The following is a 22,713-nucleotide window of genomic DNA, read 5'->3' on the forward strand; positions in this document are numbered from 1 at the left end:
AGACGCCTGTCCTACGCCACTAACCATTAACAACTAACCACTCCTTTATAGTAGATACAACTTCAGCAATATCAATTTCCTGAGAGTTGCGGCTTTTCCTTTCAACGACTTCAACTTTACCATTGGCGATCGCTCGTCCGGTGACGATTCTATAAGGGATTCCAATTAAATCGGCATCTTTGAATTTTACTCCCGGTCGCTCGTCGCGATCGTCAAGTAGGGTGTCAATTCCGGCTTGGTTCAGTTCTGCATAAAGTTTTTCCGCGATTTCCACTTGTTGGGCATCTTTAACGTTAGGAATCGTAACAATTGCCTGATAAGGTGCGATCGCAGCAGGCCAAATAATCCCATCTTTGTCATAGGATTGCTCTACAGCAGATTGCGCTAACCGCGATACACCTACACCGTAACAACCCATGATTAGAGGTTTTTCTTCTCCTTGTTCGTTGGTATACGTTGCGCCCATTGCTTGGGAATACTTAGTACCTAATTGAAAAATATGTCCTACCTCAATTCCACGAGCGCTCATCAAAAGTTGATCGGGATTGTGAACGGCTCGATCCCCAGGTTTTGACTTACGCAGATCTACTGTAATTTCGGGTAATTTATACTGCTCATGCCAATTTGCACCAACGACGTGATAGCCAGATTCATTTGCACCCGTGGCAAAATTCTTCAAATCAACGGCTGTTTTATCAACAAAGCGTACAAAATTAGGAACGACATCTTTGGCGGAGTGAATGTGACTGTCGGCAATATCTGGTGCAATATAGCCCAAAGGTAAAGGTTTTAGCAGTTTTGATTGATCTTCCGCATCTGGTACTAACAACTTAATAGCAGCTTTGGCACCAAACTGAGGAGCAAGTTTGGTCAGTTCGTTTTGCAACTTGACATCATTAACCTCTTGGTCGCCTCGGATACTAACTAGCACTAACGCTGTCATCCCATTATCAAAAATTGTTTGATAAAGAACATTTTTTACGACTTGGGTGGGGGAACATTTGAGAAATTTACACATTTTCTCAATAGTCTCTGTTCCAGGAGTTGCCCGCTTTTCATAGCTAGTAAACGGTGACGGTTCTGCATCAGGTGGGAGAGAAACCGCTTTTTCTACGTTAGCAGCGTATTGTCCATCTTCTGTGTACAAGACTTCATCTTCGCCTGCTTCGGCTAGCACCATAAATTCCTGGGAACCAGAACCGCCAATTGCACCGGAATCAGCTTGTACGGCACGAAAAGCTAGACCGCATCTTCGTAGGATATTATGGTAGGCGGTATCCATATCCTGATATGTTTTTTTCAAACTTTCTTCATCTGGGTGGAAGGAATAAGCATCCTTCATGATAAATTCTCGTCCGCGCATCAAGCCAAAGCGAGGACGAATTTCATCGCGGAATTTTGTCTGAATTTGGTAAAAAATCTGTGGAAGCTGACGGTAGGAACGAATCATATCGCGTGCGATCGTCGTAATCACTTCCTCATGAGTCGGTCCCAAAGCTTGTTCTTGCTCGCGACGATCCTTGAGGAAGAACATAATGCCTTCCCCTCTGGTGTAAGTGTCCCATCGTCCCGACTCTTTCCATAACTCAGATGGTTGTAACTGAGGTAAGAGACATTCTTGTCCTCCCACTTTGTTGATTTCTTCCCGGACAATTTGGGAGACTCTTTGCAAGACTCGCCACATAAATGGAAGGTAAGCATATACACCGCTACCGATGCGACGAATGTAGCCGGCGCGGACTAAGAGTTTATGGCTGGGAATCTCAGCATCTGCTGGATCGTCCCTAAGTGTGAGGAATAGCATTTGTGACAGTCGCATCGTTTGTCCCCTTTCCAGATTCAATAATCCTTTAATCAGTTAAGTTAGTCTATTAGCTTGCTATAAATTACCAAAAGGTATAAGCAAGCTTACTTTAATCAACCTTTTTAAAATGTCCGCTCACAACTTCAGGAGAAAAGCACCTTGCCCGATATTAGTTATCAAGCCCAACCACCCTTGGAATTTATTCCCCCGGCGTTAGATCCTTTATTTTTACGCGTTGTCCAGTTGGTATTACCCAAATGGATACGCTGGCAAACAGCAATTAACCATATTGAAGCAGACAACGTAGAGGTTTTGGTAGATTTATACCGCCAGTTCCAAGAAGGTAAAATCCGCTTTATGCTGGCATTTCGCCATCCAAAGACGGACGATCCCTTTGCTTTGGGCTATTTGCTTTATCACATTCTGCCAAAGGTAGCACGACATGGGGGTACAGTGCTACAGCATCCCATTCACGCTCATTTTATCTATGACCGTGGAATTCCTCTTTGGGCTGGTTCCCACGTTGGCTGGATTGTATCTCATTTGGGTGGAACTCCTATTCAACGAGGGAAAGCAGATTGGACGGGATTGCGATCAGCACGTGACTTATTTGTCAACGGTCAGTTTCCCATGGCGGCTGCACCCGAAGGAGCTACCAATGGTCTTTCAGAAATTGTCAATCCTCTAGAACCGGGTATTGCCCAAATGGGTTTTTGGTGTGCTGAGGATTTACAGAAAGACAAGCGGGATGAACAGGTGTTTATTGTACCAGTCGGTATTCGCTACAATTATGTTGCCGCTCCTTGGGATTCTATTGCCAATCTTTTAACTGAATTAGAAACGATTATTGGTGTAGCCTCATCGCCTTCCCCTGCGACCTTCGACTGTCTCTACCCTCGCCTGATAAGCGTGAGCGAACGTTTATTATCTTTGATGGAAGAATTTTACAAGCGGTTCTACCATAGAAAGTTGCCAGTTCCCGAGTCCGGACTAGATGTCAATGAGCTTTTTGCCGCTCGTCTTCAAGCTGTGTTAGATGTGGTTTTACAAGTTGCTGAAGGTTATTTTGACTTGCAAGCTAAAGGAAATTTTAGCGATCGCTGTCGGCGGGTAGAGCAAGCGGGATGGAATTATATTTTTAGAGAGGAATTTAAGGATATAAAAGCACTGTCTCCTGTAGAAAAGGCGTTAGGCGATCGTATAGCAGAAGAAGCGAATTTGCGAATGTGGCACATGAGACTGGTGGAAAATTTAGTTGCAGTCACGGGCAAATACGTGCGAGAAAAACCCACAGCAGAACGATTTGCCGAGACAACTTTACTTCTGTGGAATGTCGTCAATCGGATTACAGGTGGAAACCCTGTCCGAACTCCCAATCTTGGCAAGCAAAATGTGAAAATAATCATTGGTGAGCCGTTGTCTGTTTCCAAGCGTTACCCTGCTTACAAAGCAAGTCGCCAAGGTGCAAGACAAGCAGTTGCCGATCTCACAAAAGATTTACAACAGAGGTTGGAAGGGCTGGTTTTGAAGGATAATACATAACAACAATATTGAGCAAAACTATCTACTTAGAATTAGTTAAATAGGTAAGCATTTCTTCAATTTCATCAATATCCGTTAATGACAATCCCTCATAAATTTGAGTAGGTAGGGCTAAAGCCCACCACCCACTCCCACAAAGAAGGTGCAAGATGTCAAGTGAGGTACTCTAAGAAATAATTAACCGCAGATGAACGCGGACAGACGCAGATAAATTTGTACCTCAGGAAACTAGGAAACGCAATAACTCCTGGCTCAACTGTTGAGGATTTTATAGTCATATTTATTTTGGCAAGTATAATCCGTAAGTAGAGACATTTAGTTAAGCTAACCAGTTATATACAGTCAAGCCAGAAATTTGACAAAAATGGGATTGATTGTTAGTAACAATCGCCATGCTATTAACCATTGCTGAAGCAGCAATCAAAATATCCGCATCCCCGATAGGAGCTCCTTTTCTCCTTAGTTCTGCATAGATATCAGCTGCTTGAACAACTATCTCATCAGTTAAAGGGAGAATAATGTTGTTGGTGCAAAACTGTTCAAATGCTTCGAGTTGCTTATTAGCCGTTTTAGCTTTCAGTCCTCGTAGAATTTCATAGCGAGTAATAATCGAGAAAGTAAACCTGCTATGTTGCGCCAAATATGATTGTGCTTTAGCAAGGACAAGAGGATTTTGGCGCAGAATGACTGACAGCGTATCAGTATCTAAAAGAACTGGATCTTGGCTCATGCTTCAGTTCTATCAGAGAAAAAATTGTCTCGATTCAAGGCGATTTCTTCAATTTCGTCAATATCCGTTGCTGACAATCCCTCATAAACTTGAGCAGCGAGTTGTAGCATATCTTGAGGACTAAGAGGAGTAGTAGGTTCAACTATCAGTTGGACAAATTGCCCTTCAATCAATTCAGGTTCTTCTAAAGGGCGAAACACACCATTTTCATAAATAGCTTTTAAGGTTTGCATTTGATAACCTAGTCTTTATTTACTAAACATTGTATTCGCTCTCCGTGAAAAACGGTTTGCGGTTAAGAGCTAGTTCTGAGACCTCAATCATTGTTAACCGAGGAGTATTGAGTTCTATTTGCCATTGAGTCAGAACCGCTTTCGGAGCAAGAATGAGAATCCGCTTGGCAATTCCTGCTAACCAAGCTTGACGAATGAGCAAGCCGGCTTGAATGGTTTTTCCTAAGCCAACTTCGTCTGCTATGAGGAGTTTGGGAGGCCAATTTTGATAAAGACGCTGAAAAGCGCTAATTTGATGAGGATAGGGTATTATTGCACAGGTGGCTTCGCCTACGCGATCGCCTCTACCTGGAATTGCTGCTCCATATTGAATCATGCTCCAAATTTGTTTGAATTGTTCTTGCAAGTCTGGGGGCTGATTATTGGTTTCAGTTGTAGTATCAATAGATCCAATCTCTACAGTATTTAGGGTACTCGCTTCTAGCTCTGGACTTGTTTCCAAGCGTTTCGGTTTTTGATCGTTAGGTGGTAAATACCTCAAGAGTTGTTCTCGTACTGCAGTGGGAACATCCATTACCAGAAAGCGTTTGGCTTGATTAGTCCATAATTTAGCAAATCCACGCTCTTCATCATCTACATAGGTTTTTGTCCCGCCCCAGTCAGTGAAAACGTGAAAGCTTTCCCAATTGCTTGTCCAACCTTTGGCTGTTTCATTAACACTGCCATTAAAGGCTAGTCGGTTTCCCGCTTTGTCTTCGATCGCTCCTGCTTTTTCATGAAAAATACCTTGTATGGGAAGTGGTTGGCGATCTAGACTACAGGGTAAGGCAAGTTTGACTTCTAAATAACCACGAGCAATCATCCAGGATAAGAGTTCTAGTGCGTCTGCTTCTTCATCATTTTCTGCAACTAGAGGAGAATTAGACAGGGAACGATCTATGACTTCTCTGAGTTTTTCACCTCGTGCGATGGAGTCTACTTCTTTTTCTTGAAGAGTACAGCCAATGATTAACCGCATCACTCCATGATTGCGGATTAAACCTTCAATTCCCAATGCGGCGAGGGTGAGGATGCGAGCGGAAAAAAATCCTGTAGAGCGATCGTATCTGACTGCACAATTCAAAGCAGGTTCGTAAAACTCTTTAATTAAGCTCAAAGTGTCAGAGTCATATTTAGTTTGCCAAGTGTAGTCTGTAAGTAAACTCATAGATTTTTATGCATTAGAATGTAAGCGTGCATTTAACTACAGTTTCATCCCATACAAAATATAATTTTTCATCCGATTTCTTGGATACAAGTAGTAATAAATAAAGCTGTAAATAATTTTGTTTTCCTCTGGTTTAGGCATAATTAGGATAAAAATACGATTTATTTTTGAATAGTGCGGTAAGTTTGATGAGGAGCGTTCGGTTTTTCAGGATTTGTATATTCAAGCAATCCTTCATCAATTAAAGGCTTTAAATACTGGTCTAATAAATATTTTCTATTTCGTTTTAATAAAGATTCTAATTCACTAGATGCGCGACTTTTTAGTTCGCACAACTCAAGGATTAAACTTTTGATTTCCTCTGGTTCGTTTCGTTTACCTATTTTCGTTAATCGCTCTTCCAATGAATCTTTTTTATTGGGAGTAAATAATTCAAGAGTCAGTTGTTCAGGTGTAAGTGTACTACTATCCAGGTTAGAATTTTCCAACTGTCCAGATAAGCTTTCTCTAGCAGGTGTACTACTATCCAGGTTAGAGTTTTCCAACTGTCCAGATAAGCTTTCTCTAGCAGGTGTACTACTATCCAGGTTAGAGTTTTCCAACTGTCCAGATAAGCTTTCTCTAGCAGGTGTACTACTATCCAGGTTAGGGTTTTCCAACTGTCTAGATAAGCTTTTCCTATCAGGTGTACTACTGTCTAAATTAGATTTATCTACCTCTGATTCATCCTTTGATTGAAACTCAGGGCTAAGAATGTAGCAAGTAGCCGATCCTTTGCCTTGTTGTAGTAGTAGTCCGGCATCCCGTAAGCGTCTCAGGTGTTGACTAGCTGTAAGAGTATCAACATCATTAGTGAAACGGTAAATAAAATTATTAATAATCTTCACTTGGCTCAATAGAACCAATGCTTTGACTTCATCATTACTTAATGCGTAATTTTTAAATTGTTTCAGCCATTCAATATCATCTCCATCAAGGAGATGATGAGTAAAAAGGGTAACGTGAAAATAATCTCTATCGCGATTGGAAACAAACAAAGGTAGGGTCAAGTTAGCTTCTAGCATTTTCTCTAACATCACCCGACCTCCAGATCCTTTTGTTTCTGCAATGTTTACTTCATGGAGAACTGCTGCAATTTTTTCGTTACGAGTTTTAGAACCAGGTTGATCGAATTCATCTGTAGGTTTAAGAGAATAACCAGGATTACGAATTTCTAGACGGTCAGAAAAGCGAATAATCTGGACAGGACTCCATTCTCGATAGTTACGATGCATTAAGGCATTAACGATCGCCTCTCGGATCACTTTACGGGGAATCAGGGGGGTTTCTCGGCGGTGAATGTCATTTTCTGCAAGATTAAAGGCTTTGGGGAGATCGTTAAGGACAAGGGTGATTAATTTGGGAATAGCTAATAGTAGGGGTTCGCGGATTTCGATACTTTGATAACGCTTATCCAGATCTGAAACCCACTCTTTACCTTCTACAAGGATGTAGTCGATACGGTGCATGGGGAAGTAGCGTCGCAAGGCGATCGCATTTCCAAATAAGATTAATCCGGCTATAGTGGGGCAATATTCTCCTTTTTGAGTGGGATGTTTGGTGAGCACATTTAGGGCAAAAAGTAGCTTCCGATCCTCATAACCGAGTTCACTAGCGTTAGAGTTTACGGCTTGTCTTTCTCTGCGATAAGCGGCGATCGCTTCTGGATCTAAATCATCGAAGGTAGCGTCTGGGATTGGTGTAGTGTCATAGGTTTGATAACTGCGTTCTTGATAGAACCGTTCTATGTCTTTTTCAGTACAGCGTTGGTCAGTAGAGGAAATGCGTCTGTATGCACCTTTAGGAAGCCCTTGATTTTTTATATAAATAGGTTTTTCTGAAGGTTGGGCTTCGGGGATAAAAGCAACAATTATGGTTTTACCGTCTTTGATAGCGAGCTCTATATAAGGACGAATGGGAATGTTAAAAACTTCGCTACATTGGCTAGATAAGTCTGTTTGAATTTTGTCAGGGTTAATGATTCCTTCGATTTCATACTCATTGTTGTTACTGTCTTGTGGAGATTTAATCCCAAGGAGCAAGTATCCGCCACCTAAACCAGGTTCATTGGCAAATGCGCTAATGGTTTCCCAGCAACTTTTACCTACTTCTGATGCTTTCTTGGCTTCGATTTCTGTACTTTCGTCTTGGATAGTGAGGAATTCCCAAAGTTCATCGAAGGTTAGCATTATTCTCGATCTCCTTCCTGTAGTTCAAGATTGAGGGTGGAAAGATTAAGCTCATAAACTCCACAAGGTTTAAAGTTCGCTTTTTTCTGTCCCACTTTAACATTCACTGACTACTTTGACCAGACTCCAATAACTTCGGTTCTTTTTCTTGCAACATTTGGATTTCTTTTTTTCCTAATTCGGCATAGATATCAGGCGATTGAACAACTATAGCAATCCTAAATCATTTGCAAACAGTTAGATCCCCGACTTCTCAAAGAAGTCGGGGATCTGAACACTCGAATTTACACAAATCAGATAGGATTGCTATATTTTATTCGTTAAATAAAAATGTTCTTAGTGCAAATCTCTTCAAATATATTGAAAATAACTCATGCATAAGAAAATTTTGCTAAGAGTTTCCGTCTTTTTGATTCTTCATAATTCAATTTCCTACGCTATTTGAATATTGAGCCACAATTCTAATTGTTTGGGTCGTGCAACTTTTTCGCTAAAAGCTAAGCGACGCAAGCTTTCTAAGACATCAAAATCTTTAGCAGCTTCTGCTACCTCTCCTTCTTCTCCTGCAAAGCCCGTGTAGGTAATGGAAACAGGTAACACTTCCACACCTTGGGCTTTATGAGTAAACATGAGAGTGAGAATTCCATCTTCTTTAAGAACGCGGCGACATTCTGCAAAAATACTTGCCATGCGTTCTTGATAGTCTTTGGTAGCTAATGCTTTTGCGCCTTTTTCTCCTTGAAATTTAGCAGGGTTAGCTACCGCTTCGTTTTCTTTATCTGTCAGTTGACGAGTGAAGAATTCAGGGTAAACATAACCTGCTGTACGTTTAAGCCAAACATAGAAGAAGTCGCTTAATTCCGCATACATTACGTTGTCATAGTAGGGAGGATCGAAGACAACAGCATCTACGCTGCTATCTTCTAAATGAACGAGATTATCTCCAGAGTCGTTAGTAATGGTAATATTGGGACAGGTAAACGAAGTTGTTAGCTTTAGATCGAGTTGCTTGCTTTTGCTGCTAGCTTTTTTGATGTCAATGTCTGGACGACTTAACTCGATAAGTTCTTCAATACATTTTCCAGTTTGTGCGATCGCCCAATCATAACCTAGTCCAGTAATTAAGGGTGCCATTTCAGCATAAGACCAACAAAAAGCAAAATCATGACGATTAAAAGTATTTGCCACAACTTCTCTTGTTGGCATCCATACAGACATTCGAGAGTTATAATTCAGCAGTTTATCTAAAGCAAAACTTAAATAAATAAATGCTGCTTTAGTTGTTTCATCTAACGTTCCTTGTAGTTCTTCTTTTTCTAATAATTCTCGGAATACTTCTACACTTGTCCCATGACAAAGAAGTTGACGAGGATTAAATAAATCTCTCCAATATCGAACACCGTAATTTCTTGAACGATCAGCAAACATAGGAAGATATTCCTCGGTAGGAACAAAATTCTAAGCTTCCCATTCAATTAATTTTTCTACTAGCTTTTCCTTAATTGCTACTAAATTATCATCAGTATGTGGAGGTACGCGGTATCCCCTCTCCCATTTTTCTCTAATTTTACCTGTTTTAGTTTGTGTTTCTATTCTTTCTTTATATACGATAGCGAATAATTGATCGCCCATTTCTCCTGCTTGTGCTTGAGATCTTATCTCATCACCTGAAACAACTCGATTACAATCAGGATAGGGACACTGAGCATCACCTTTGCTAACTGTACCTGCTGATTGGTCTTTGCTTTTACTAACGATTTCAAATTCACAAATGCGTTTATTTAAATCTGGCTTTAAGCGTACTCCTGTGCCATCAGGTGCTAGTTTCCAGTTAGGAGAAAGAGGGATAATGCCTTCGCAATAAGGACAACGTATAGTACGGGCATAAATGTAATTGGTTGCGATTCATATTCAGCCGTCAGTTTGACTTGTTTATCTGCACCTGAGACAGTGTTAATTGCGCCAAGCAGTTTAAACCCATCACCACTATCAAAAACCCTTAAACTGAGCAAGCTAATTTTCTTAACTTGTGCGCCTCGTGCATCTTCCCAGATTTTGGTTAAAGCTTCCCGCAATGGTGCTAGAATTACCCGTTCAGAGGACAGTCAGCTACTCGTTTCATCCATAAAACTGGCAAAGGTAATACGCCAACTTGAGGGACACAATGCACGTTTAAACACCTTAGCCTTCGACCTCGTGGTATTCCACAAACTAAAAAACAGGTTGCGGTCAAGTGCGATGTCAACTATAATATAGGGACCTATCAAAACCTTCACAGGTTACGTTTTTCCTTTAAGTACCCCCACTTGGCTGTTCTGCATCAAAGTCTGGTGATGTTAGGTGGAGTATTTTCGAGCAAGTCCTTCAAAGCTTGGACTTTCAGATTTTGTAGATGATATTGCTTCTCCCAATTACACCAATGATGCTTAGCTCAAGGCTGAACAGATTGGTTATGTTAAAAGTGAGCAAAAGAGCGTTGTATAAAACTACTAAGTTAAATGTATCATATTCTAAATAACGTTCCGATACAAATGAACTATATTTAAAATATCCAATATGTTTATCTTAGAAAAATCAATGGTAGCAAAACCTTTTCTAAAATGGGCGGGAGGGAAAGGTCAACTCCTCGATCAGATGAATAGTTTTTTTCCCAATGAATTAGCAGAGGGTTCAATAAAAAAATACGTAGAGCCATTTGTTGGAGGTGGAGCAGTTTTCTTGCATCTGGTTCAAAACTATCCAATTCAAGAAGTTTTTATTTTTGATATTAATATTGAATTAGTCATAGCATACAAAACCATTCAATGCAGTGTAGAGGAACTAATTTCACTTTTATTAGATATACAAAATAAGTATTTATCTCTTGATGATAAGGAAAGAAAAACATACTTTTATCAAGTGAGGGCAGAATTTAATTGGCGACGCAAAGAAATAGATTCAACCAAATATAATTCAGAATGGATTGAGAGAACTGCACAAATCATTTTTCTAAACCGTACTTGTTTCAATGGACTTTTTAGAGTGAATTCAAACGGAAGTTTTAATGTTCCAGTAGGTAGATATAAAAACCCTAATATATGCGATCATACAAATTTAAAAGCTGTTTCTGAAGCTCTTAAAAAGACTCAAATTCATTATGGAGACTTTAGTAAGTGTGAAGAATCTGTAGATAGTAATACATTTGTTTATTTCGATCCACCTTATAGACCAATTAGTAAAACGTCTAACTTTACTTCATATTCACAAAATATATTTGATGATTCTGAACAATTGCGACTGCGAGACTTTTTCAAATCTCTTGATGCAAAGAGAGCTAAATTACTTTTAAGTAACTCCGATCCAAAAAATGAAGATGTTAACGATAATTTTTTTGATAATTCCTATGCAGGTTATCGTATTGAAAGAGTCATGGCTGTACGCAATATAAATTGTGATGCTTCAAAGCGGAAACTAATTAAGGAAATTTTAATTATGAATTACTAAAAGCCTATATTTGACTCTAAACTCTAGTAAGTACTGCTCGCATTCCCCAAAAAATCAAATTCTGTTCCACATAGAACCGTGCTGCAATCTCAGGAAACTGGGATTGCAAATAGTTTATTAACAAGGTGCGATCGCCTCCAGTCATTGCAATCTTCCCCTCAGGGTAATCCCGCCTCCACGCCTCAACAAAATCTTTGATTCCAGCAACTAGAGTATAGATAACTCCACTTTGTATTGCTTCTTCAGTCTTTAAAGCAAACCGTTGTGGAAGTTGCTCTTGTCGTTCAACCATTGGTAATTGTCCAGTTTTTTGAGCAAGCGTCTTAAACTGTAGACCTAACCCTGGAAGAATTGCGCCGCCAACTAAACGTTTGTTAGCGTCTGCACCTGTAAAAGTTAGTGCTGTTCCCGCATCAATAACTAACATGGGAAAACCCCAATTCTGCCCAGCACCCAACAAAGCTAGGGAGCGATCGATTCCTAGTGTAGGATAAAGACCTTGTAAGGGGATTTGGTCTAAGGTGATAACGCGAACATTTGGGTAAGATTGCCAGAGTTCTGTTTGACTAGGAACCACAGAAGCTAGAAGTAGGGAGTAGGGAGTAGGGAGTAGGGAGTGGGGGAGGAGGGGAGTGAGGGAGGGGGGGAAATGGGTTATGAAGTCCTCTAATGTTTTACAGTTAGATAATTGATGTATAACTTTTGGTGGCAAATGGTCTGTGTCCCAAGCAGAAATGTCTGATTTGCCTGTAAACCACGCCCAATGCAGTCGAGAATTCCCTATCATCAATGCCAGCCATAAAGTACTGTTTGCCATTCTTCCTACTCCCCACTCCCCACTCCCTCTCATAAACTTTTTTTAACCAAATAATATAAATTTTCATAAAACGTTACAAAAAACTCGTGGCACAATAGAAGCAGAGTAATAAATACTCATTCGCTTAGGAGGGGATATTATGGTAGCACTCACCGAAAAAACTAACAAAAGGCTGACCATGCAGATAGTCGATATTGCTTCCGACACAACGGCAATTCGATCTCTGGATTGGGACCGAGACCGCTTTGATATTGAGTTCGGTCTGCAAAATGGAACTACCTACAACTCATTCCTCATACGCGGTGAGCACACAGCATTGGTGGATACATCTCACGAAAAGTTTCGCCAACTGTTTTTAGATACCCTAAAAGGTTTGGTTAATCCAGCCGATATCAGTTATTTAATTATCAGCCATACCGAGCCAGACCACAGTGGTTTAGTTAAAGATGTGTTACAACTTGCTCCAGAGATTACTGTTGTTGGCTCGAAAGTCGCTATTCAATTTCTGGAAAATTTAGTGCATCAGCCTTTCAAGCGCCAAATTGTGAAAAATGGCGATCGCTTGGATTTAGGCAACGGACACGAATTAGAATTTGTGATTGCACCCAATTTACACTGGCCTGACACCATCTTTACCTTTGACCACAAAACCCAAACTCTCTTCACCTGTGACGCTTTTGGGTTGCACTACTGCTCGGACAGTACCTATGACGAAGATTTAAAAGCGATTGAAGCTGATTTTGAATATTACTATGAATGTCTGATGGCTCCTAATGCCCGCTCGGTCTTATCTGCGCTCAAGCGCATGGCTGAACTGGAAAAGATTAGCTTAGTTGCCACAGGCCACGGTCCCCTATTATATCACAATGTTGAAGAATTAACCGGACGCTACCGCAATTGGAGCCAAACACAAACTAAAGCAGAAACAACAGTCGGGGTCTTTTATACCTCAGATTACGGGTATAGCTATCGTCTAGCTCAAGCAATAGCTTTGGGTATCACAAAAACGGGCGTTGCTGTTGAACTGATAGACTTACGTGCCGTTAGTGACTTGGTAGAATTGCGAGAGCTTGTCAGTCGCTGTGGTGGAATTGTCGTTGGAATGTCTCCAGCTTCAGATGCAACTCAGATTCAAGGTGCTCTCAGTACCATCTTAGGTTCTGTGAACGAGAAACAAGCAGTCGGAATCTTTGAGTCAGGCGGAGGAGATGACGAACCAATTGACCCATTACTAAGTAAATTCCGGAATTTAGGTTTAACAACAGCGTTCCCAGCGATTCGGATTAAACAAACGCCCACAGAAAACACCTACAAGCTTTGTGAAGAAGCAGGAACAGACTTAGGACAGTGGGTGACACGCGATCGCAGCATCAAGCAGATGAAATCTTTAGGTGCTGACCTCGACAAAGCCTTAGGTAGAATCAGTGGCGGGCTGTACATTATCACTGCGAAAAAGGGCGATGTATCCAGTGCCATGTTAGCGTCTTGGGTCAGCCAAGCCAGTTTCAAACCCATAGGCATAACAATAGCGGTTGCCAAAGACAGGGCAATTGAATCGCTGATGCAAGTGGGCGATAAGTTTGTACTTAACGTCTTAGAAGAAGACAACTACCAACGCCTGATGAAGCACTTCCTCAAACGATTTGCTCCAGGTGCTGACCGCTTTGAAGGAGTCAAAACCCAATCAGCAGAAAATGGAGCACCCATCCTTACAGAAGCTTTGGCATATATGGAGTGCGAAGTGGTCAGTAGAATGGACGGTGGCGATCACTGGATTGTATACAGCACGGTTTACGCAGGACGGGTGAGCAAGACAGAAGCCCTCACCGCCGTTCACCATCGTAAGGTTGGAAATCATTATTAGATTTTGGATTTTGGATTTTGGATTTTAGATTGAGGGATTTGAGATTTTAGATTGGGGATTTGAGATTTTTGATCGATCAAAAATCTCAAATCCTAAAAACCTAACACTAGAAATAATCTAAAATCTAAGACCTGGAAAATCTAGCCTTAGAAATAATCCGAAATCCGAAAACCAAAATCAGAATTAAAAATCCCAAATTCCTTAATCCAAAATCCAAAATCTAAAATCCAAAATCGCTATGTCTTCCACAAAACCCCGTGACGTTCAAGTCCTCCCCATTGCCACAGATACAACTGTATTCCGTTCTCGCAGTTGGACTCGCCTAAGATTTGAAATTGAATATGCTCTTGCTAAAGGTACAACAGCTAATTCCTATTTAATCAAAGGAGATAAAACTGCTCTCATCGATCCTCCAGGAGAAACATTTACAGAAATTTATCTGGATGCACTGCAGAAGCGGTTTAATTTACAAGAGATTGATTATGTGATTTTGGGTCATGTTAATCCCAACCGTGCAGCAACTTTAAAAGCAATGCTTGAAATTGCACCTCAAATTACCTTTGTTTGTTCTAACCCAGGAGCAATCAATTTGCGCGGTGCTTTGGAAAACCCAGATTTACCAGTTCTTGTGATGCGAGGGGAAGACACTCTTGACTTAGGGAAAGAGCATCTTTTACAATTCATTCCTACTCCTAACCCTCACTATCCAGATCAACTCTGTACTTACGATCCACAAACAGAAATTCTCTACACAGATAAGTTATTTGGAGTGCATATTTGTGGTGACCAAGTCTTTGACGAAGGTTGGGAGATATTTCAAGAAGATCGACGCTATTACTATGATTGCTTAATGGCTCCTCATGCTCGTCAGGTTGAGACAGCCTTGGAAAAACTTTCTGAGTTTCCGGTGAGAGTGTATGCAACCGGACACGGTCCTTTGGTACGCTATGGTTTGCTCGATCTGACAAAAGCTTACCGCCAGTGGAGTCAACAGCAAACATCTCAAGATACTTCTGTTGCATTGATTTATGCTTCCGCTTACGGGAATACGGCAACTCTAGCCCAAGCGATCGCTCGTGGTATTACCAAAGCTGGCGTTGCGGTAGAATCAATAAATTGCGAAGTTGCCGAACCGGAGGAAATCCGGACAGCCTTAGAAAAAGCAGCTGGCTTTATCATTGGTTCTCCAACTCTCGGCGGTCACGCACCAACACCAATTCAAACCGCGTTGGGGATTGTTCTCTCAACTGCAACTAACAACAAACTCACTGGTGTATTTGGTTCTTTTGGTTGGAGTGGGGAAGCAGTTGATTTCCTAGAAGATAAGCTGAAGGACGCAGGCTATCGTTTTGGTTTTGAAACCATCCGAGTTAAGTTCAAACCAAATGATACCACCCTACAAATGTGTGAAGAAGCAGGAACCGACTTTGCCCAAGCACTTAAGAAAGCCAAAAAAGTGCGTTCCCAAAGTGTACCAGCTACAACAACAGAACAAGCTGTTGGTAGAATTGTTGGTTCGCTGTGTGTATTGACAGCAAAACAAGACGATATCTCCAGTGCCATGTTAGCTTCTTGGGTATCTCAAGCAAGCTTTAATCCTCCTGCTTTGACCGTTGCGGTGGCTAAAGACCGTGCTGTGGAATCACTAACATACTCTGGCAACAAATTTGTTCTTAATGTTTTAAAAGAAGGCAATCACTTGGGTTTGATGAAGCACTTTCTAAAACCCTTTGGTCCTGGACAAAACCGATTTGTTGATGTTGCAACAGCAGAAGCTGAAAATGGTTGTCCAATCCTGACTGATGCGCTTGCATATATGGAGTGTACTGTAACAAACCGTATGGAATGCGGCGATCATTGGCTGATTTATGCAACTGTCAAAGATGGTAAGTTGCTAGATAATGAGGGTGTGACTGCAGTACATCATCGCAAGTCAGGTAGTCATTATTAACACTTGACCAGTGACCAGTGACCAAGTTGTTCTAGAACCTGGCTTCTTTGAGAAGTCGGGTTTTTTGCAGTGGACTGGCAAACCTTAATTTAGGACGGGCGGGGACGCCCGTACCACAAGATACAAGATCCATCAAGATACAAGATCCATCAAGATACAAGATCCATCAAGATACAAGATCCATCAAGATACAAGATCCATCAAGATACAAAATCCATCAAGATACAAGATCCATCAAGATACAAGATTTTTATTTACTAATAACTGATAACTGTTCGGGTTGGGACAAATACATCTCTGAGTTCTGGGCGTTGCAGTAAGCTAGCTTGCTACCAAAGAGATATCCTGTACTTATAAGTAAAGATAAAAACGCAAAAGTCACAGGAGTCATCAAGCGATCGCTTTCCACTTTCCATTGAGGCTGAATTCCCAGAAATTCATGTACACTTTTAATAGCTAACAGCAAAGAATTTTTATTAATTCTGTTCCATGTCATTAAATCTCCATTTTTATTGGAGTTGAGATAAGCACACAAATAACCGGGCATTGACTCATCTTTCTTGATCACAAATGAATACCCATTAGTCAGTTTGGCAACTAACGTCCTTTTTCCTTGTTGTTGAAGTGTACTAGGCTTCATATTATTTTCTTCAAGTATCCCGATCGCTTCTTTCTCTGATAGCATTTTGCACCTCTATACTATTTTGATGGAAGCTTGACAAAATATTTTTTTCAAAATTTAAACTTCTTTATTTAAACATTATTTGTGACCAGCAACACATCTTCCTCTTGAAAGAGAAAATTCTTTCAATAGAAAAGATTCACTGGTCATTGGTCACTGGTCACTGGTCACTGGTCACTGATTAAAAATATTCTACGCGTGCATCTAGACCTTGCGATCGCAAATAGTCAGACTGTTTTTCTGCTTCCGAACGACTGTTATATTGTCCGGCATTAACATAAGTACCCAGTCGCGAGTCTGCTTGAAAAGCAGAGGGTACATATTGACGGACTCTACTTAAAGTGTCGTAACTGCGAATTGGTACAATGACCACATAGCGATTTTCACGTCCGGGAGTCCATTCAGGGGAATTGCCCCCATTGCCAGAAAGATCGGGATAACCACCAGAACTACCAGGGTAACCTCCTGGATTATTCAATCCCAACGCTTGCCAAGTTTGATAATCGACAAATCCATTCGCTTCGAGTCCGCGATTTCTTTGAAATTGACTTACAGCATTCCTAGTTGCCGGACCATAATAGTTGGTGATTCTACCTTGAAACAATCCTAAATCCTGCAAACGCCGTTGTACTATTTCGACACGCTGACTCCTCTCACCCAAACAAATATCACCTTGATTAACTGAACAATTAGAATTTGCAGAATTTGTCCCTCCTGCCAAAGCATCTGATATTCTGGCTAAGGTTTGTGAGTCAGCAACACCACTGCGTGTCAGTCCATAATTTTGTTGGAAACGTTCTACAGCTTCCTGAGTTGCAGGACCATAATTTCCCGTGGGATTTGGACGAAAATAACCCAATTGCTGCAAGTCTTCTTGCAATTTTCTAACTTCTTGACCTGAATCACCCAGTTTTAAATAGGAACCACTAGTGTTATCTTGGTAACCGGGTTGGTTTGATGGATAATAACCGGGTTGATTTGGTGGGTAATCGGGTTGGTTTGATGGATAATAACCGGGTTGATTTGGTGGGTAATCGGGTTGGTTTAAACTGACACGAATAGCTTCTTTTGTTCTCGTACCAACAATACCATCAGATCTGATGCCATTGGATTGTTGGAATTGAGAGACGGCTCGCTCTGTTTCTGAGCCAAAATAACCTGTTATATCACCGTTGAAATGTCCCAACCGTTGCAAATCTTGTTGCAATCTTCTGACGGATGCACCTCTGCTACCCCGTCGCAAACCCTCACCGACACGACCACCAGAAATTCGGTTTTGACACTGCGATCGCAAAAGTTGTTGCGTTTGGTTACCTACCACCCCGACAGTAGGAAGCCTATTGTCTCGTTGAAAACTTTTGACAGCTTCCCGTGTTTTGGAAGCAAATTTACCTGTTACCTTACCGTTAAAATACCCTAATTGTTTTAAACATCTTTGAATGCTAGCAACTTCAGGTCCATCACTTCCTACTTTCTGAGCGGCTAGAGTTTGTTCTGCCACACCGAGAACAAACAAGGTTAAGGCTACAGCCAAAAAAGGGCTTGTAGCACTGCTAGATAGTTTCATCCAATTTAAATGTGTAAAAAAATTCTCACTCAATTTAACAGGCGCATATGGATTGCTAGATAACAGTCTGTTCGCCGATCCGGGATAAAAATATCTAATAATTGTCATAGTTGTTTGCTCGGTGTGGTTTACAAACCTGGTAACGAGTTTTGGTAACGAGTTTTTAATGATTGGGATGGAACTAAACGTTATTTAATTGTTGGTGTTTCATAATACCACGCTTTGTAACACCTTGACAGTGCATATTTAATGCAACATTTCAGACATACAATCTTTTCCAAAATTTCATTTGTCACTGGTCACTGGTCACTGGTCACTGGTCACTGGTCATCATCAATTCTTCTGACATATCAAAGTTAGTAGTAACATTTTGCACGTCATCCAAACCCTCCAAAGAATCGATTAACTTTAAAAGCGATCGCGCTTGATCTAAATCTGTGACTTCTACGTTATTACCGGGAATCCAGCGTAATTCAACATCGCTCACCTGAAAACCTTTTTCTTTAAGGGTTTGGCTGAGGCTTTCCAAAATTGGCACTTCGGTAAATACCTCAGCCGTTTTATCCTCAGTCATCTCATAAGTATCAGCACCGCCCTCTAAGGATGCTTCTAAAAGCTGTTCTTCATCCACAACTCCATGCACCGTACAAACGCCTTTCTGGGCAAACATCCAACTGACACAGCCTGTTTCACCCAGGTTTCCACCATTTTTACTAAAGGCGGTACGCAAGTCAGCCGCAGTTCGGTTTCGATTGTCTGTCAGTGCTTCGATGAGAACAGCAACTCCAAGAGGACCGTATCCTTCATAGCGAATTGATTCTAAACTAGAATTATCGCCTGCAAACGTACCAGCACCTTTAGCGATCGCCCTTTCGATATTATCATTGGGAATTCCTGCAGCCTTTGCCTTTTCAATAGCAGTACGTAATTGAAAATTGCCAACAGGATCGGGTACTCCACTTCTGGCCGCGACAATAATTGCACGTGACAGTTGAGTAAAAGTCTTGCCTTTTTTTGCATCTACCACTGCCTTTTGGCGTTTAATATTTGCCCATTTACTATGTCCTGCCATACGCGGAAATTATCAATACAAGCTTTTTAAAATTAGGATATAACCTGATTTTATCCTTTGCCTAGTTCTGTTTCCGAAAAAGAAGCGTGCTATTGCACATCAACTGCGTCAAAATAAAGACAGAAATGTCCGCGATAAACGGCTACACATCTTCCTTGTACTAACAACCCAATTCTCATGACCTCCTCTGCTTCCACCTCAGAATTTATATCAACAAAAACCTGGATTTGGCAAGGGTTTCCCATTTGTTATCAAACCCAGGGAACCTCCGGACCTGCTGTTGTTTTAGTACATGGCTTTGGCGCTTCATGGTGGCACTGGCGAAAAAATATACCTTCACTGGCAGAAAATTGCCGTGTGTTTGCGATTGATTTAATTGGTTTTGGTGGTTCGGCAAAACCAAAACCGGGAGAAAAAATTTTCTATACTTTTGAAACGTGGGGACAGCAAATTGCGGACTTTTGCTGTGAAGTTGTGGGCGAACCAGCATTTTTAGTTGCTAACTCTGTTGGTTGTATTGTAGTGATGCAAACAGCAGTGGATAATCCAGAACTTGTCTTGGGAGTTGCCTTGCTCAATTGTTCTCTGCGACTGCTACACGATCGCAAACGGGTAACTTTACCCTGGCATCGTCGCTATGGAGCACCTCTACTCCAACAGGTACTCTCCATTAAACCAATAGGAGACTTCTTTTTCAACCAAATTGCCAAACCAAAAACAGTACGGCAGATTCTCCTCAAAGCCTATGCTAATTCTGAGGCAGTCACAGAAGAATTAGTAGATATTCTGATGGAACCCGCACAAGATCCTGGTGCTGTTGCTGTGTTCCTTGCCTTTACCGCATATTCTACCGGACCTCTACCCGAAGACCTATTACCTCAACTTCCATGCCCTGCAATTATTTTATGGGGAGCAGCCGACCCCTGGGAACCAATTGAATTAGGTAGAGAATTGGCTAATTATCCACAAGTACAAAAGTTTATTCCCTTAGAAGGCGTTGGGCATTGTCCGCAAGATGAAGCTCCTGAAGTTATCAATCCAATTTTACAAGATTGGATTTGGGAGTTAGGACTGAAAAAGTAACCGCAGATGCACGCAGACGAACGCAGATAGTTATCCATCAATTATCCGCGTCTGTCCGCGTGCGTCTGCGGTTCAAAATTTCCTGTAATTATGGTGCAACAGGGTTTTCCAACGTGCGGATTTTTTCTACCCAATCTTTCCCCACTTGGATACTGATATCAGAACCGAGGTTACCCGTACTTTCTACACGCACTTCCCCAAATCCTAAAGAATTGCGAATCGATTCAGCACTGTTACCATCACCTTGTTGAGCAACAATGTGAGTCACTTCCAATGGTTCGCCCCAACTTTTAGCGATGTAAACGTTATTGTAACCAGCTTTTTGCAGCGCCTTAATTAAAGGTCGGAGATTGGTATTCTGGCTACCTGTACTGTCTTGAACAGCAACACGCAGTGAACCAGGCTCGCTAGAAAGAGGTATCAACTCCGATTTCACTTCAAAATGCTGAGCCATCATAGTATCGATACGCTGTTTATCTGGTACCCAGTAGCTGGCTTCAAACTCTCCTGGTTGACTAAACCGACCGGGTAGCATCATCATTTGCATATTGGAGCGGTTTGTTCTGACTCCATAACCGACTAGCGCTAATAACTCCTCAACTGTTAAGTTAGTATCAATATTGTCTTTAACTACGTTAAGAATTTTAGGTAATTGAGTGACAGTAGCTGGGTTAAGTGATTGATCCATTAAGGCTCGCATCACCATTTGCTGCCTTTGAATGCGACCAATATCTCCATTTTCATCATGACGAAAACGTAAAAGTTGTAACGCTTGGTCGCCATTAAGATGCTGTTTTCCAGCTTTTAAATTGATAAATAAGTGTTGAGATTCATCCTTATACTTCATATCCTTGGGAACGTAAACCGTGACTCCACCCAAGGCATCAATTAATTTGGCTACTCCCAAAACATTAATCCGAATATAGCGATCAATTCCTACTCCATCCAACACGTTACTAACAGTTTTGGCAGTTAAGGCTGGTCCACCAAGAACATTTGTGGCATTCATTTTCCTAGCATTATGCCCTTCTATTTTTGCACGGGTATCTCTAGGAATGGAAAGCATAACTAATTTTTTCTTCTCTGGATCGAATCTGATCAAGAGCATGACATCAGCTAGTCCATCAAAAGAATTGACTTGGGGATGATAACCTAGCTTAAGGCTTTCACTCGGTGGGTTCTGAACATCCTGTGGGAGTACGCTCATCCCCATAACTAATATGTTGACAGGACGGGTTAATTCGGAAAACCGCAGCCCATTCCCTGAGATGCGATCGCCATCAAACACTGCTGCTTCATCTGGGCTGAGGTTTGTTTGCATTAAAGGTGTACTTGTTAAAGAAACCGCTAACAGCGCTCCTGCTGTTGCTGACACCATTGCAATCCCACTCATCCCAACCCAAAACCACAACCAGCGTCCCAAACTATGGTTTTGAATATTTTTATCACTTGAGTCGGGGCGGGATGCTGAGTGGTTTCCTTGCGCCGAAGTTCTTTGAATGGTCACTGACTTCCTCACACTTACTGATAAAAAGTGAAAAATATGCTGTCTAACTATAAAAACAGCTAAATCGACTTATAATAGCTAACTCTTTTTGATTATTAGCGGTAAATTTACCACTAGAGTGTTAACCAAAACACTTATTGCAGTAATTCTCCTACTTTTTAGTAAATCCGGAGATGTTTTATTGAAGTATGGCAATAGAAAACTTGATTTGCCTAGAGCTGATTTGAAGAAAATGCCAAAGAAGAAGAAAATTACGTGAAAACACCGAAAATCATTTTTCATGAAGGTTCTTAAGACAATTATTTTCCCAACCATCGTTCGGCAAATTCACTAAATCCAGATAGACGGTAAGACTTGCCTTTAACTATACGAACAATCAACAAAGTGCTAACTAAAAAGTATCCAGAGGTAAGAAAGCTATTAAGAATAAGTAGACGCAGTGTTAAAAAATCTGAACTTTCCGCGACCGTTGCTAACAAGAGGTATCCCAAAAGCCAGGTAAAAGCCAAAGTTATTGACAGACGACTGACCGCAAGTTGTTCCCGAGTTCCTTGATGACGGTAGAGAGTCCACAAAGATGGGAAAAAACCAATGATTGGAATTAAATACAGAAGTAGCTGTGGGGATTTTGGATTTTGGATTTTGGATTTTGGATTTTGGATTGGGGAAGGTGGGTCCCCCTCTGGGGATAAGGGGGATTGGGGAAGGTGGGGCCCCCTCTGGGGATAAGGGGGATTGGGGATTAGGGGTTGGGGATTGGTCATAGGATTGGATATTGGGGATTGGGTATTGACAATATTCTTCCCCATGTCGGCACTCAATTCCCTATTCCATACTCAAGAATCATCACTTTGTTGAAAATTTTTCGTTTTTTTATGTGTAATCCTAAGTTAGGGGGATGATCCCGGTAGTGTAGTCAGAGATAATAAGCGTAAAAGTAAAA

At 41.2% G+C, this 22,713-nt stretch carries 19 protein-coding genes; 5 read left to right on the forward strand and 14 right to left on the reverse strand.

Features of this window, described 5'->3' with window-relative positions; all coding sequences use genetic code 11:
* Positions 1-19 precede the first annotated feature (19 nt).
* Positions 20-1,819, reverse strand: coding sequence for a proline--tRNA ligase (locus WA1_RS40495; protein ID WP_081403035.1), 1,800 nt, complete (start codon positions 1,817-1,819; stop codon positions 20-22).
* A 144-nt stretch (positions 1,820-1,963) separates the two neighbouring features.
* Here WA1_RS40495 and WA1_RS40500 point away from each other — a divergent pair, with 144 nt between their 5' ends.
* Entirely contained in the window at positions 1,964-3,346 is a 1,383-nt protein-coding gene (locus WA1_RS40500) for a glycerol acyltransferase (protein WP_017742731.1), read from the forward strand.
* A gap of 319 nt (positions 3,347-3,665) precedes the next feature.
* On the opposite strand, the gene WA1_RS40505 is transcribed toward WA1_RS40500, so the two are convergent.
* From WA1_RS40505 to WA1_RS40530, 7 genes are all read right to left on the reverse strand, one after another.
* On the reverse strand, positions 3,666-4,076 hold the full coding sequence (locus WA1_RS40505) for a type II toxin-antitoxin system VapC family toxin (protein WP_017742732.1): 411 nt from the start codon (positions 4,074-4,076) through the stop codon (positions 3,666-3,668).
* Positions 4,073-4,309 carry an antitoxin family protein gene (locus tag WA1_RS40510; protein ID WP_017742733.1) on the reverse strand — a complete coding sequence of 79 codons (237 nt, stop codon included), beginning with the start codon at positions 4,307-4,309 and terminating at the stop codon, positions 4,073-4,075. The genes WA1_RS40505 and WA1_RS40510 overlap by 4 nt, the downstream gene beginning before the upstream one ends.
* A 22-nt stretch (positions 4,310-4,331) precedes the next feature.
* Complete coding sequence (locus WA1_RS40515) at positions 4,332-5,516, reverse strand: SNF2-related protein (protein WP_017742734.1); 1,185 nt, start codon at positions 5,514-5,516, stop codon at positions 4,332-4,334.
* A gap of 161 nt (positions 5,517-5,677) precedes the next feature.
* Positions 5,678-7,744 (reverse strand): ATP-binding protein, encoded by a 2,067-nt coding sequence (locus tag WA1_RS40520; RefSeq protein WP_017742735.1) that lies wholly within the window; start codon positions 7,742-7,744, stop codon positions 5,678-5,680.
* Positions 7,745-8,176: 432 nt separating this feature from the next.
* On the reverse strand, positions 8,177-9,172 hold the full coding sequence (locus WA1_RS40525) for a DUF1156 domain-containing protein (protein ID WP_017742736.1): 996 nt from the start codon (positions 9,170-9,172) through the stop codon (positions 8,177-8,179).
* 30 nt (positions 9,173-9,202) lie between these two features.
* Positions 9,203-9,376, reverse strand: coding sequence for a hypothetical protein (locus tag WA1_RS57665; protein ID WP_017742737.1), 174 nt, complete (start codon positions 9,374-9,376; stop codon positions 9,203-9,205).
* A gap of 188 nt (positions 9,377-9,564) precedes the next feature.
* Positions 9,565-9,819: a hypothetical protein gene (locus WA1_RS40530; RefSeq protein WP_017742738.1), complete on the reverse strand. Its 255-nt coding sequence runs from the start codon at positions 9,817-9,819 to the stop codon at positions 9,565-9,567.
* 481 nt (positions 9,820-10,300) lie between these two features.
* Between WA1_RS40530 and WA1_RS40535 the strand changes: the two genes are divergently transcribed.
* On the forward strand, positions 10,301-11,227 hold the full coding sequence (locus tag WA1_RS40535) for a DNA adenine methylase (protein WP_017742739.1): 927 nt from the start codon (positions 10,301-10,303) through the stop codon (positions 11,225-11,227).
* A 16-nt stretch (positions 11,228-11,243) separates the two neighbouring features.
* On the opposite strand, the gene WA1_RS40540 is transcribed toward WA1_RS40535, so the two are convergent.
* Positions 11,244-12,044, reverse strand: a complete 801-nt coding sequence (locus tag WA1_RS40540; RefSeq protein WP_017742740.1) for a pantothenate kinase — start codon at positions 12,042-12,044, stop codon at positions 11,244-11,246.
* 139 nt (positions 12,045-12,183) lie between these two features.
* Between WA1_RS40540 and WA1_RS40545 the strand changes: the two genes are divergently transcribed.
* Both WA1_RS40545 and WA1_RS40550 read left to right on the forward strand, forming a co-directional pair.
* Positions 12,184-13,908 carry a diflavin flavoprotein gene (locus tag WA1_RS40545; RefSeq protein ID WP_017742741.1) on the forward strand — a complete coding sequence of 575 codons (1,725 nt, stop codon included), beginning with the start codon at positions 12,184-12,186 and terminating at the stop codon, positions 13,906-13,908.
* Between the two features lie 238 nt (positions 13,909-14,146).
* Positions 14,147-15,859: a diflavin flavoprotein gene (locus WA1_RS40550; protein ID WP_017742742.1), complete on the forward strand. Its 1,713-nt coding sequence runs from the start codon at positions 14,147-14,149 to the stop codon at positions 15,857-15,859.
* A gap of 250 nt (positions 15,860-16,109) precedes the next feature.
* Here WA1_RS40550 and WA1_RS40555 read toward each other — a convergent pair whose 3' ends face one another.
* The 3 genes from WA1_RS40555 to WA1_RS40565 all read right to left on the reverse strand — a co-directional run bounded on the left by WA1_RS40555 (position 16,110) and on the right by WA1_RS40565 (position 19,180).
* Positions 16,110-16,544 carry a hypothetical protein gene (locus WA1_RS40555; RefSeq protein ID WP_017742743.1) on the reverse strand — a complete coding sequence of 145 codons (435 nt, stop codon included), beginning with the start codon at positions 16,542-16,544 and terminating at the stop codon, positions 16,110-16,112.
* Positions 16,545-16,722: 178 nt separating this feature from the next.
* On the reverse strand, positions 16,723-18,216 hold the full coding sequence (locus WA1_RS40560; RefSeq protein ID WP_066613189.1) for a peptidoglycan-binding domain-containing protein: 1,494 nt from the start codon (positions 18,214-18,216) through the stop codon (positions 16,723-16,725).
* A 205-nt stretch (positions 18,217-18,421) separates the two neighbouring features.
* Positions 18,422-19,180: a YebC/PmpR family DNA-binding transcriptional regulator gene (locus WA1_RS40565; protein ID WP_017742745.1), complete on the reverse strand. Its 759-nt coding sequence runs from the start codon at positions 19,178-19,180 to the stop codon at positions 18,422-18,424.
* 177 nt (positions 19,181-19,357) lie between these two features.
* Here WA1_RS40565 and WA1_RS40570 point away from each other — a divergent pair, with 177 nt between their 5' ends.
* Entirely contained in the window at positions 19,358-20,263 is a 906-nt protein-coding gene (locus WA1_RS40570) for an alpha/beta fold hydrolase (protein WP_017742746.1), read from the forward strand.
* Between the two features lie 88 nt (positions 20,264-20,351).
* On the opposite strand, the gene WA1_RS40575 is transcribed toward WA1_RS40570, so the two are convergent.
* Positions 20,352-21,770, reverse strand: a complete 1,419-nt coding sequence (locus tag WA1_RS40575) for an LCP family protein (protein ID WP_017742747.1) — start codon at positions 21,768-21,770, stop codon at positions 20,352-20,354.
* Positions 21,771-22,069: 299 nt separating this feature from the next.
* Entirely contained in the window at positions 22,070-22,432 is a 363-nt protein-coding gene (locus WA1_RS40580; protein ID WP_026134570.1) for a hypothetical protein, read from the reverse strand.
* Positions 22,433-22,713: the final 281 nt, after the last annotated feature.

This window comes from Scytonema hofmannii PCC 7110, from assembly GCF_000346485.2.
Lineage (GTDB): Bacteria > Cyanobacteriota > Cyanobacteriia > Cyanobacteriales > Nostocaceae > Scytonema > Scytonema hofmannii.

Coding starts and splice junctions, on each gene's coding strand:
- WA1_RS40495 (WP_081403035.1), bottom strand. CDS start 1,819: ATGCGACTGTCACAAATGCTATTCCTCACACTTAGGGACGATCCAGCA.
- WA1_RS40505 (WP_017742732.1), bottom strand. CDS start 4,076: ATGAGCCAAGATCCAGTTCTTTTAGATACTGATACGCTGTCAGTCATT.
- WA1_RS40510 (WP_017742733.1), bottom strand. CDS start 4,309: ATGCAAACCTTAAAAGCTATTTATGAAAATGGTGTGTTTCGCCCTTTA.
- WA1_RS40515 (WP_017742734.1), bottom strand. CDS start 5,516: ATGAGTTTACTTACAGACTACACTTGGCAAACTAAATATGACTCTGAC.
- WA1_RS40520 (WP_017742735.1), bottom strand. CDS start 7,744: ATGCTAACCTTCGATGAACTTTGGGAATTCCTCACTATCCAAGACGAA.
- WA1_RS40525 (WP_017742736.1), bottom strand. CDS start 9,172: ATGTTTGCTGATCGTTCAAGAAATTACGGTGTTCGATATTGGAGAGAT.
- WA1_RS57665 (WP_017742737.1), bottom strand. CDS start 9,376: ATGGGCGATCAATTATTCGCTATCGTATATAAAGAAAGAATAGAAACA.
- WA1_RS40535 (WP_017742739.1), top strand. CDS start 10,301: ATGTTTATCTTAGAAAAATCAATGGTAGCAAAACCTTTTCTAAAATGG.
- WA1_RS40540 (WP_017742740.1), bottom strand. CDS start 12,044: ATGGCAAACAGTACTTTATGGCTGGCATTGATGATAGGGAATTCTCGA.
- WA1_RS40545 (WP_017742741.1), top strand. CDS start 12,184: ATGGTAGCACTCACCGAAAAAACTAACAAAAGGCTGACCATGCAGATA.
- WA1_RS40550 (WP_017742742.1), top strand. CDS start 14,147: ATGTCTTCCACAAAACCCCGTGACGTTCAAGTCCTCCCCATTGCCACA.
- WA1_RS40555 (WP_017742743.1), bottom strand. CDS start 16,544: ATGCTATCAGAGAAAGAAGCGATCGGGATACTTGAAGAAAATAATATG.
- WA1_RS40560 (WP_066613189.1), bottom strand. CDS start 18,216: ATGACAATTATTAGATATTTTTATCCCGGATCGGCGAACAGACTGTTA.
- WA1_RS40565 (WP_017742745.1), bottom strand. CDS start 19,180: ATGGCAGGACATAGTAAATGGGCAAATATTAAACGCCAAAAGGCAGTG.
- WA1_RS40570 (WP_017742746.1), top strand. CDS start 19,358: ATGACCTCCTCTGCTTCCACCTCAGAATTTATATCAACAAAAACCTGG.